General features: G+C 69.2%; 11 protein-coding genes and 1 tRNA gene. 7 read left to right on the top strand and 5 right to left on the bottom strand.

Going from position 1 to position 10,969, the window contains the following annotated elements; translation table 11 throughout:
* The first annotated feature begins 237 nt into the window (after positions 1-237).
* Together AC31A1_RS36425 and AC31A1_RS36420 are read left to right on the top strand one after the other, a co-directional pair.
* Positions 238-543 (top strand): hypothetical protein, encoded by a 306-nt coding sequence (locus tag AC31A1_RS36425; protein ID WP_489657405.1) that lies wholly within the window; start codon positions 238-240, stop codon positions 541-543.
* Positions 544-594: 51 nt separating this feature from the next.
* Positions 595-945 (top strand): hypothetical protein, encoded by a 351-nt coding sequence (locus tag AC31A1_RS36420; RefSeq protein ID WP_489657404.1) that lies wholly within the window; start codon positions 595-597, stop codon positions 943-945.
* Between the two features lie 48 nt (positions 946-993).
* On the opposite strand, the gene AC31A1_RS36415 is transcribed toward AC31A1_RS36420, so the two are convergent.
* The gene (locus tag AC31A1_RS36415) at positions 994-1,338 is read right to left on the bottom strand and encodes a hypothetical protein (RefSeq protein WP_489657403.1); all 345 of its coding nucleotides are present in this window, start codon (positions 1,336-1,338) and stop codon (positions 994-996) included.
* Between the two features lie 123 nt (positions 1,339-1,461).
* On the opposite strand from AC31A1_RS36415, the gene AC31A1_RS36410 reads away from it, so the two are divergent.
* Both AC31A1_RS36410 and AC31A1_RS36405 read left to right on the top strand, forming a co-directional pair.
* Positions 1,462-2,295 (top strand): hypothetical protein, encoded by an 834-nt coding sequence (locus tag AC31A1_RS36410; RefSeq protein ID WP_489657402.1) that lies wholly within the window; start codon positions 1,462-1,464, stop codon positions 2,293-2,295.
* Positions 2,296-2,339: 44 nt separating this feature from the next.
* Positions 2,340-3,014 (top strand): HAD family hydrolase, encoded by a 675-nt coding sequence (locus AC31A1_RS36405; protein ID WP_489657401.1) that lies wholly within the window; start codon positions 2,340-2,342, stop codon positions 3,012-3,014.
* A 63-nt stretch (positions 3,015-3,077) separates the two neighbouring features.
* On the opposite strand, the gene AC31A1_RS36400 is transcribed toward AC31A1_RS36405, so the two are convergent.
* Positions 3,078-3,152, bottom strand: a tRNA-Val gene (locus AC31A1_RS36400).
* 214 nt (positions 3,153-3,366) lie between these two features.
* On the opposite strand from AC31A1_RS36400, the gene AC31A1_RS36395 reads away from it, so the two are divergent.
* Entirely contained in the window at positions 3,367-4,176 is an 810-nt protein-coding gene (locus tag AC31A1_RS36395) for a DUF4097 family beta strand repeat-containing protein (RefSeq protein WP_489657400.1), read from the top strand.
* Positions 4,177-4,247: 71 nt separating this feature from the next.
* A complete protein-coding gene (locus AC31A1_RS36390) occupies positions 4,248-5,639 on the top strand; it encodes a hypothetical protein (protein ID WP_489657399.1) in 1,392 nt (463 codons plus the stop codon).
* A 73-nt stretch (positions 5,640-5,712) separates the two neighbouring features.
* Here the strand turns inward: AC31A1_RS36390 and AC31A1_RS36385 are convergent, their stop codons facing one another.
* The 3 genes from AC31A1_RS36385 to AC31A1_RS36375 form a co-directional block, all read right to left on the bottom strand.
* Positions 5,713-6,882 (bottom strand): amidase domain-containing protein, encoded by a 1,170-nt coding sequence (locus tag AC31A1_RS36385; RefSeq protein ID WP_489657398.1) that lies wholly within the window; start codon positions 6,880-6,882, stop codon positions 5,713-5,715.
* A 109-nt stretch (positions 6,883-6,991) separates the two neighbouring features.
* The gene (locus AC31A1_RS36380; RefSeq protein ID WP_489657397.1) at positions 6,992-8,272 is read right to left on the bottom strand and encodes a polysaccharide deacetylase family protein; all 1,281 of its coding nucleotides are present in this window, start codon (positions 8,270-8,272) and stop codon (positions 6,992-6,994) included.
* A gap of 43 nt (positions 8,273-8,315) precedes the next feature.
* The gene (locus AC31A1_RS36375) at positions 8,316-10,499 is read right to left on the bottom strand and encodes a transglycosylase domain-containing protein (protein ID WP_489657407.1); all 2,184 of its coding nucleotides are present in this window, start codon (positions 10,497-10,499) and stop codon (positions 8,316-8,318) included.
* 301 nt (positions 10,500-10,800) lie between these two features.
* Here AC31A1_RS36375 and AC31A1_RS36370 point away from each other — a divergent pair.
* Positions 10,801-10,969: FmdB family zinc ribbon protein (locus AC31A1_RS36370; RefSeq protein ID WP_489657406.1), on the top strand; the 169-nt coding region annotated here is incomplete at its 3' end.

Below are 10,969 nucleotides of genomic sequence, written 5' to 3'. Positions count from 1 at the left end.
GCCGGTGGTCATCTCGGCCTGGGACATGGGGACGGACGTCGGCGCGCGGAACTCCCCCGCGACGCCGACGTCCGTCCCCATGTCCCAGGCCGAGATGACCACCGGCTGCCCGATCACGACCCAGACCGAGTTCGACAGTTGCGTCACCAGCGAGCTGCCCGACCAGACGCGTGGAACTCCACCGCCGGGTCCGGCGCTCCGCTCACTCGGGCCGAACCACCGCTGTCCGGTGCCCAGTTGAAGAAGCTGGTCGCGTCCGAGGCGTGGCGACGGGCCGTCCACCCCTATGCCGAGGGCAAGAGGCAGGAGCGGGTGGAGGCGCCCACCCCGAGCGGGGACGGCGGGCTGACCGGGGCCGACCTCGACACCACGGTCCGGGTCGACATCCGGCACATCACACCGGCCGGCGTGATGCGGACCGTCGACACGATGCGGACCGACGGCCTCCGTGTCGTGATCAGTGCCTACAACCCCGGCCACCGCGGCACGCCACGCCTGCCGGCCCCGGTTCTGACAGCGGTCCCTCCAAACCCGATCGTGTGAAGTCTCTGAAGGAACTCGCGACTCAAATTCGAACAGGCGTAGCATTAGCGCGTGGCTACGACCTATGACTTCCCGAGTGACCTCCTCGCCGGTCAGGAGGAGCTGCATCAGGTCCGGGCCGAGCTGTCGGCCCTGCTGAAGCGGCTGCCCTGGTCGGTCGAGCCCCTGGACGGGTTCAGCGACGTGGGCGGCTGGCGCAAGGTGGAGCGCCCCGCGTCGCCCGGCTGGACGCCCGACGAACAGGCCGAGGTGGAGAAGCTCCGGCAGCGCGAGCACGAACTCGCGGTCTTCGTCAGCGGCCACCGCTTCTGGACGGAGGTCGCGGCGACGGAGCGCGTGGAGACACGGATGAAGCTGAAGCACGCCCACGAGGCGCCTCCGGCGGACGACAAGGGCGACTGAGACGACCGGGGCGGCGATCACAGGCGCGGGCAGCTCCGCCGCCCTCAACTACGGCTTCCGCAAAGCCCGTTGGGTCACCAACAGGACCGTCACAGCCCCCACGGCACCGACACCGACGGCCCGGAACCCGCGCGTGGACCGCCACGACAGCACCGACCACCGCGACTGCGCGGACAACACGGACCCCGTGCTCAGCCACGACCCGGCCGAGACCAACGACAGGGCCGAGCCGATCGAACCGACCGACAGCGCGCTCCCGATCGACCCGATGGACAGGCTCGACCCGACGGACCCGATGGACAGCACCGACCCCACCGAGCCGATCGACAACACGGAGTCCTTCGACCAGAGGGACAACACGGAGCCCGAGGCGGTCCTGCCAGGTTCGCTCATGCACCCATCCTGCCCATCACCCCCGGAAACCGCGACACCACCGAACCGAACGGCCGACACCGTCAGCCGCCACGCCCTCAACTCCCCACCCCGGCAAGGGAATGTCAGGGATAGCCTGACGGCATGACCGATGCCGAAGACGCGTCCTCCACCCCGGCCTCACCCGAGCTGCACAGGCTGTCGCCGCGCGACGAGTCCCGCGTAGCCCTGGCCCTGACGCTCCGTCAATTGGCCGACGCGGTACTGGATGCCGTACCGGTCGAGCCGGACCCCGCGCCGGGCGACCTGCTCCGAACCGCCCTGAAGCTCCAGCGTCGTATGGACGACGTCGTACGGGAGGCGGTGGTCGCCGAGCGCGAACGCGGCACCACGTGGAACCAGATCGGTGACGCCGCCGGCATCACCCGGCAGTCCGCCCACGAGAAGTGGTACAGCGATGTCCACGGCTGGGCGGCCATCGGACGCAGCGCCCTGCCGCCCGAACTGAAGACGCTGGAGGTGGCGGCCGAGGCGGATGCCCGCTACGCCAGGCTGCGCCCCGACCGGCCGCACGCGGTCACCTCGGGCCTGGACGCGATCCGCTTCCCCGGCTCCCACGCCTACGAGGCCAGCCTGCGCGCCCGCGGCTCCGCCCTCCACATCCGCCGTACGGACCTGGACGCCCGGGCCACCCAACTCAACGACGAGTACAGCGACTTGCACGCCCACGGCCCCACCTCCGCCCCCATCGGAGACGACCCACTCCTGATCGAGACCCACCGCGGCCACGCGGACGCGGTACGCGCCAACCGGCTCGCCATCGCCGCGGTCCACGACGAGATATCCACCATCTACGACGAACTCGCCACCGCGGAACCCTCGTTGGCGGACGAACACCACACCCAGTCCACCTGGCACCACAACGCCGCGGACCAGGCCCGCAGTTACGCCGACCTCCTCAACGGCAGGACGAGCTAGCCATCTGCGGGACCGTGGGCGGCGCGCTCCGTAGGATGCCGCATGTGACCGGAAGCGTCGTGCTGTGGGACTTCGACGGGACCTTGGCGTTCCGGGACGGTAGGTGGCGCGGGTGTCTGGTGGAGGCGTTGGACGAGGTCGCGCCCGGGCACGGTGTGGTCGCGGCCGATGTGGCGCCGGGGCTGCGGGACGGATTTCCCTGGCATCGGTCCGAGAGCGGGCATCCCGAGCTGAGCACACCTGACGCGTGGTGGGGCGCTCTTCAGCCGCTCTTTGTGAAGGCGTATGTCGGGGCGGGTGTCGAGGCCCGGCCGGCTGCCCTTGCCGCGAGCAGGGTGCGGGCCCACTACATCGACGCGAGTCGTTGGGGCGTCTTCCCCGACAGCCTCGCCGCACTGGAGGAACTGACCGCAGTCGGCTGGCTCCACGTCGTCGTCAGTAATCATGTGCCGGAGTTGGATGGACTGCTTCGGGATCTCGGGCTCGGCCGGCACTTCGCGGCCGTCGTGAACTCCTCGCTCGTCGGTTGGGAGAAGCCGCACAGTCGGATCTTCGAGGTGGCGTTGGAGCTGGCCCGGTCTCCCGAGCGGGTCTGGATGGTCGGTGACAACCCGGTGGCCGATGTCGCCGGCGCCCAGGCCCTCGGAATCCCCGCGATCCTCGTCAGTCCGGCGGAGAGTGGGTTGCGACCTGCGGTGCGGCGCATCCTCGCCGGATAAACACCAAGGCCCAGGTCGCCGAGTTTCTACCGGCTGACCTGGGCCTTGGTCCTGTCCTGAGTCTGGTGGGCGCGGACGGTTTCGAACCGCCGACATTCGCCTTGTAAGGGCGACGCTCTACCCCTGAGCTACGCGCCCAGGACGAGTCGACAGCCTACATTGCCGGGGGGCCTGTCCTGCAAACCCGTATCGCGATGGAGGAAGGTCCGGGGGAGGTCAGGGCACTCTCGGGGGTTTACCCCACCCCGAGTCCGGGAGCGCACCGGATGCCCCCACAGGGCGCCGCTCTCTACGGTCGAAGGGCGCCGTAGGAGTCACCAGGGCTCCGCGTCCGTCCCAGGGGGAAATCACCGTGACCCGCACCGGCACCCAAACCCGTAGCCGCACCCGCACCCGCACCACCCGCGCCCTCACCGCCACCGGCACCCTCGCCCTGCTCCTCCTCACCGCCACCGCCTGCGGCACCGCGTCCGCCGGGGACGACAAGCACCCCGATCACCGCACCTTCGCCCTGCCCGGCCGTACCCTCACCATCGTCTCCGGCGACTCGGCGCTGGAAATCGTTGCCGCGGACTCGAACCCGGCCGGGAAGATCGAGGTCACCCGGTGGTGGCAGGGCAGCGTCGCGATCGGTTCGGATCCCAAGGTGACCTGGGCGATGGACGGCGACCGGCTGGTGTTGCGGACGAAGTGCTCCGGGGTGATCGCCGACTGTTCGGTCAGGCACCGGATCGAGGTGCCGCGCGGGGTCGCCGTGAAGGTGGAGGACGGGGACGGGAGTGTGCGGGCCCGGGGGTTCGCGGACGCGCTCAGCATCCGTACGCACGACGGGTCCGTCCACGTGACCGACTCCACCGGACCGCTGGTGCTGCACAGCGGGGACGGGTCCGTGCACGCCGAGGTGTCCTCCCGGCAGGTGCGGACGACCACCGGTGACGGATCGGTGCACCTCGAACTCGGCGCCGTACCCGACCTGGTGGAGGCCGACAGCGGCGACGGGTCCGTGACGATCGCGTTGCCCGCGGGCGCCGCCGAGTACCGCGTGACCACCAAGACCGGCGATGGATCGGTGGATGTGTCGGTGCCCCGGGACTCGTCGAGTTCTCATGTGGTGACCGCCCACACCGGCGACGGGAAAGTCACGGTGCGGAACGCGAACTGACCGGCCCGTGTGTTCGTCCTCTACCGGTGGGAGAATGACAACGGTCAGGACGGAAGACACGGGAGAGGGATGTGACGGCGACACCAGCGCAGCCGTATTCGCCGCTCACACGGACCCGGCGCGGTTCCGCCACCGCCCGTGCCGCGCTCGACACCCTCGCGGTGATGAGCCTCCCGCTGCTCGTCGGTGTGCTCGCGCTCCCGGCCGCGTTCGCCGGCGGCGGCACCCGGCGCTGGTTCGGCGGGCGGGCCGAGAGTCAGCGGGCCGAGGCGCAGGCGGCGAAGGACGCCGCGGCGGCCGCGTTCTACGAGCTGGACACCGCCCAGCGGGATCTGCGGATCTCGATAGACACCATCACCGCGGTCGACGACACGCCGGCCGCCCGCCGCGCGGTCACCGACTTCGAGGCGCTCGGCCGACGCATCGACGAGGCCAGCGGCCGGTACATCAACGCCGTCGACGCGCACGACCTCGACCGCGACGACCTGGAGGCCGCCGCGGCGAGCCGCGCCCGCACCGAACTGACCGCCGCCAAGGACCAGTTGGGCCAGGTCAAGCAGGAGCTGGACCGGTTCGAGAGCGGGCTCGGGCCGTTGCTCGGCAAGGCCGAGACCCAGCTCGCCCGGCTGGCGCCCGCCGTCGAGCGCGCCCGGCAGTCACTGCTCGCCGCCTCGAACGCCCTGGACGCCGTACGCGCGTCGGGGCTGCGCGCCGACGATCTCGCCGCCCGGCTCGCCGCGCTCGGGCCGGAGCTGACCAGGCTGAACCAGGGCGCCGGGCAGCACGGCGTACCGCAGACACTGGAGCGGGCCACGCAGGTCGCCCGGGAGGCGGAGGCCATCAGGGCCGCGGCCGACGGGCTGCCCGAGCGGGCCGCCGAGATCGACCACCGGCTCGTCTCCCTCCGCACCCGCGCCCAGGCGCTCACCACCCGCGCCGGCCAGGTCGACCCCGTGCTCAGCGAGCTGCGGCGGCGCTTCTCCGCCGCCTGCTGGCAGGACCTCCAGCAGGTGCCGCAGCAGGCCGGCGAGAACGTACGGCAGGCCGAGCTGAAGCTGAAGGAGGCGCAGACCGCCCGGGACGCGCAGCGCTGGCCGGACGCCACGTCCCTGCTGTCGACCGTACGGGCGCTGCTGAACACCACCGACGAGGCAGTGTCGGCCGCCGGTGACCGGCTGCGCCGGCTGAACGCCGTACAGAAGGACCCCCAGCAGGAGATCGACCGCACCCGCTTCGCGATCCGCGACGCCCAGCGCCTCGCGATGTCCGGCCGCACCACACCCGAGCCCCGCCACGCCCGCCCGCTCGACGACGCCGTGGCCCGCCTCGACCGCGCGATCACCACGCTGGAGGGCCGCCACCCCGACTACTGGCACTTCCTGACGGAGACGGAAGCCGTACGCCAGTCCGTGGCCAGGGTGGTCGGCCAGATCCGCGAGGAACGCGGGACCCCCGGACACTGAGCGCGCGACGGCCCCCGGCCGCGTGCCGAAGCATGCGACCGGGGGCCGGTGGGACTACGCCGAGCTGTGGATCTCAGGTGCGGTACGCGTAGTAGTACGCGTTCGGGTACGACGCGATGAGGCTCGCCACCGACCTGCGCAGGGTGTTGTTCGAGTGGTACGTGACGTACGGGACGCCGTTGCTCTTGGCCGTCACGATCATCGTGTGGTCCTTGGCGCCGTCGCGGTCGAAGTCCATCTGGAGGACGTCGCCGACCTCCAGCTGGTAGACGTTCGCGAGCGGGGTGGTGCGCTTGGAGTTCTGCGCGAACCAGGACCACTCGTTGACGCCGACGAAGGAGTCCGACTGGATGTCCGCGGTGCCGAACCACTTCGTGTAGTCGTAGACATAGCCCGGGACGTGCTTCCAGCCGCCGGCCTTCAGGGACTGGCTGACGAAGTTGGTGCAGTCGCCGCCGTCCGCGTGGCCGTTGAAGTCCGGGTAGGCGGTGTTGTAGACGTTCCAGTACTTCTCGGCGTACGCCGCCATCGCCTTGTAGTCGTACGTCGTGCTCGTCTTCGGGACCGCCACCGGGTTGCGGGTGGTGGCCGCGCGCGGCGCGTCCGGCGTGGTGTTGCCGTCGTCGGCCGGGGCGGGCGACGCCTTGACCGCGGGCTTGGCCACCGTGTTGACGGCGAGGCCGCCGGTGTCCGTGTCCTGGATGTTCGACAGCTGCCAGGTGCCCTGCTGGTCGGCCTTGAAGGTCAGTTCGTGGTGGGCCTGGAAGCCGGTGGTCCTCGGCTCGTTCCCCGTGGCCTTCGCGTACGTCAGCGTGGTCGTCTCGGTGACATCGGCCTTGGCGGTCCGGCCGGTCACCCGGGTCGCGTCCAGCGTGACCTTGGTGCTTCCCGTGCTGTAGGTCTCGCCGAGCTTCGCGATGCTGCTCTGGCGGCCGCGCAGCCGGCTCAGCGCCGACTTCTCGTCCCGCGACTGGGTGCTGGAGAGGCGGACGTCGCCGGAGAAGCGCGAGGTGCTCTGCTTCGTCGTGGCCCCGTGGACGAGCGCCTGGGTACGGTCGGTGAAGACCGCGTCGGCCAGCTTCTGGAAGGTCGCCTTGGTCGCGGCGTTCACGGTCGGGTCGTCGACGACGGCAGCGCCCGCGCTCCAGTTGGGCACGAGGGCGACGCCGGCGACGACCGAGGCGGCGGCCGCCGAGATTATGGCCGTACGGCTCCGCTTACGGCTCAGTTTTCTGGATTTCAATGGTGTTCCCCTCTACGCCGGTACGCCTACCGGGCGAGGGCATCTTCGCACGCCATGTGTGGCTCCTGTGAAGGGGGTTGCACTTGGTCACTTCACCAGTCCCGAAAGGTCACTTGACCACCGTGGACCAGTCCGGCGACTGGGCCGGGTCCAGGCTGCGCAACTGCTGCAAAGTCTGCGGCGACTGGACGTCCATCCAGTCCGAAAGCTCCCTGAAGGACACGCACTTGACGCCCTTCTTCGTGCAGATCTTCGGGATGATCTGGTCGATGGCCTTCATGTAGATGCTGCCGTTCCAGTTCTCGAAGTGGTTGCCGATGAACAGGGGCGCCCGGCTGCCGTAGTAGACGCGGTTGAAGCCGGCCATGTACGAGTCGACGGTCTTCTTCTCCCAGTCGGCGAACTTCGAGGGATCTCCCTGGGTAGCGCCGCCCGACTGGTTGTAGAGGAAGTTGAAGTCCATCGACAGGGCCTGGATGTTGTCCCCGTAGGGGAGCAGTTCGAGCGGGAAGTCCCAGAGGCCGTCCTTCTTGGTGGGCCATATCTGGAAGTCGCCCGGGGAGCTGGCGTCGTACTTCCAGCCGTAACCCTTCAGCGCCTTCAGGAGGTTGGGCTGGCCCTCAAGGCAGGGGGCGCGGCCGCCGACGACCTCCTTCTTGAAGTCGAAGGGCAGGGCCGGGATGTCGGTGTAGCCGGTGTTGGTCTTCCAGTTCTCGACGAAGGAGAAGAACTGGTCGATCTCGCTCTTCCACTGCGCGACGCTCCAGTCACCGCCGCCCTTGGCCTCGCAGAAGTGGCCGTTGAAGTGGGTGCCGATGTCGTTGCCCTGCTCGTAGGCCAGGCGGAGTTGCTCCAGCGTGTCCCGGATGTGCTGGTCGGTCGGAAAGTCGATCGCCGCCGAGCCCACCGAGTGCATCGGCGGGTGGTACAGGTCCCTCTTGCTCTTGGGCAGCAGATAGATGCCCGTGAGGAAGAAGGTCATGTGGGCGTTGTACTCCTTCGCCATCTCCCGGTAGTGCGAGAAGAGTTTGTCGTCCCCCTGGAGCGCCCCGTCCCAGGAGAAGACCACGAACTGGGGTGGTTTCTCACCGGGCTTGAGCGGCACGGCCTTCAACTGGTCCTGCTGCGGCCCCGTGTACGAGGTCGAGCCGTCCCCCAGCACCTGCGTCTTGCCGTCCCAGGCAGGCTCCTTGGTCGACTTGGGCTCGGCGTTCTTGCCGGCCGACGCGGTGGGCGCCGTGTTGTCCCGGTTCAACGCCAGATACCCGGTCACCAGTGAGGCGACGACAAGGAACACGGCCAGGGTGAGGAACCCCGGCTTCGGGGTACGACGGCGCGGTTCGGGGGCTCTGCGGCGGCGACCGGACGGTGCCTTCGTCGGGGGCTTCATGGGCGGCTCATTCTGCGAGGAGGTGGCGGTTTCGCTGCGGTGGTCAGCCGAGCGGGGTCATGGCTCTCGACCAGATGCCGTAGGGGACGTCGGTTGCTGGCGTGCCGGAAACTCCCTTCAGCGGCAGAGGTTCGAGGCTCTTGCTCAGGTCGATGCGGTAGACGACGACGGCGGTCGACACGGACTCGGCCGTCCCGACGTACCAGGCCGCGGTGTCGTCCTGCGTGGTGCCGGTCTTGCCCGCCACCTCGGTCCCGGCGGTCTTGGCGGCGGTGGGATGCGTGAGGCCGAAGGAGTCGGTGAGCGCCTCCGTCACCTCACGCGCGGTCTCCTTGCTCATCGCCCGGTTCGGCTCCGGCCGCTCCAGGGCGACCGTGGCGCCGTTGCGGGTGATACGGCGGACCGAGTACGGCTCGGTGTGGACACCCCCGGCGTCGAACGTGCCGTACGCGCTCGCCATCCGCAGCGCGCTGGGCGTGGCGTTGCCCAGCGACAGTGCGGGGACCTGGGCGCCGAAACTGGAGGACAGCAGTCCGGCGTCCTCGGCGGTCTTCCGTACGGTCGTCAGGCCGGTGTCCATGCCCAGCTGCATGAACGGGGTGTTCACGGACCGGGCGAGGGCCTGGCGCAGACTGATCTGCCCGTAGGACTTGTCGCCGTCGTTGTGCGCGGCGACCTTCTTGCCGCTGCGGTCCCAGTACGGCCCCTCGGGTGTGGTGACCGGCACGGCGTCGTCCCCGTCGTACAGCGTGTCCGGGGTGACCGAAGTCGGCGGTCTGCCACGGGTCTTGGTGACCCCGTGCTCCAGGGCGGCCGCGTACACGAACGGCTCGAAGGCCGAACCGGCGGGCACAGTCGTGGCGTTGGAGTCGTTGTAGCCCTGCGTACGGTGGTCGGGGCCGCCGTAGACGGCGAGGATCCGGCCGTCGGAGGCCACCGAGGAGGCGCCGTAGTGCGCGGTCTTCGCCGTGTCGGCGTTCTTCTTCTGCGCGTCCTTGCGGGCCTTGTTCACGGCGTCGGTCAGCTCGGTCTCCCGCTTGCGGTCGAAGGTCGTGTAGATCTGGTAGCCGCCGAGGTCGAAGTCCTTGTCCGAGATGTGCGCGGTCTTCTTCACGTACTGCGTGGCCAGTTCGACCAGGTAGTCGCTCTGCTTGCCGGTGTCGTAGGTCTTCGACTGCTTGAGCGGCTCGGGGAAGGTCTTGTACTTCGCGCGCTCGGCCGGCGACAGCTTGCCGATCTTCACCATGCGGTCGAGGATCCACGACCAACGGGCCACCGCCCGGGCGTGGTTGGCCTTGCTGAGCGTCGGGTCGTAGAGGCCCGCGCCCTTCAACAGCGAGGCCAGGAAGGCGCCTTGGCTCGCGTTCAGCTGGCTGACGTCCTTGCCGTAGTACGCCTGCGAGGCGCGCTGAAGGCCGTAGGTCCCGCGGCCGAACCAGCTGGTGTTGAGATACCCCTCAAGGATCTTGTCCTTGCTCATCTTGTTGTCGAGCTTGAGGGAGATCATCGCCTCGGTGAACTTGCGGCTCACCGTCTGGTTCTGGGTCAGATAGACGTTCTTCACGTACTGCTGGGTGATCGTCGAGCCGCCCTCGGTGTCCCCCTCGCCGACCGTGCGGTACAGGGCGCGGGCGATGCCCTTCATGGAGATGCCGGGGTCGCTGTAGAAGCTCTCGTTCTCCGCCGCGAGCACCGCCCAGCGGACGTCGGTCGGGATGTCCTTCAGCGGCATCGCCTGCCGCTGCACCCAGCCGGTCCGGGCCATGGGCGTCCCGTCGGACCAGAAGTACACGTTGTCCTGCTGGGTGGCGTACGTGTTGAGGTTCGAGGGGATGTCGGTGGTCGCGTAGGCGACGACCAGGAACAGTCCGCTGAACCCTACGGCGGCCAGCACGCCCCCGAGCCACTGCCGCCAGGAGGGTATCCAGCGGCGCCAGTCCGTACGGCCGGGGCGCGGGTACACCGGGCGCAGCTTGCGGACGTACGGAGTGAGGAAGGTCACCACCGGGACGAGGTGGGCGACGGCCGGAGCGAAGCGTGGACCGAGGGCTGCGGCGAGGTGGGAGAGACGGCTGCGGAGGGACGCGCGGTGGGCCTTGCGGCCCCGGTGCCGCACCGGTTTCGTCTCCCCCTCGGGTATCTCCGGCGCCTCCGGTATCTCCAGGTCGGACAACCGCAGCTGCATGGTCTCGTCCGGCCTGAACCCGGCGGGGAGCTTCAACTGCATGGTCTCGTCCGGTGCCTGGCGCTCCTCCCCGTCCCCCTCGTGGGTCACGACGCGACTCCCCTCCGCACTCCGTATTGCTCGCACAGGCAGACGCATTGACGTACGAGGGTCTGAAATGGTTGCCGTGAACACGACTGCAAATCCCGGTTCCCCCCGGCCTCACAGATCACGTGGCGCCCTCAAATTACCAGTGGTCTTCGCAAGTTCTCCATATAAGAAAACGACAGAACAGGACACAGCCGAAACCTTCATGAAAAAACAAGGTGCCGTGCTCACATCGGAGTGGGGCTAGCCTGCTGTCATGCCTCGCTACGAGTACCGCTGCCGTACCTGTGGATCCACGTTCGAAGTCAGCCGGCCTATGGCGGAGTCCTCCGCGCCGGCGGACTGCCCTTCGGGGCACTCCGACACGGTGAAGCTGCTGTCGGCTGTGGCTGTGGGGGGTACGTCCTCTGCCCCCGCGGCCGGAG

It is taken from the genome of Streptomyces sp. P5F9, from assembly GCF_057961495.1.
This window is presented reverse-complemented; position numbering and strand designations above follow the sequence as displayed.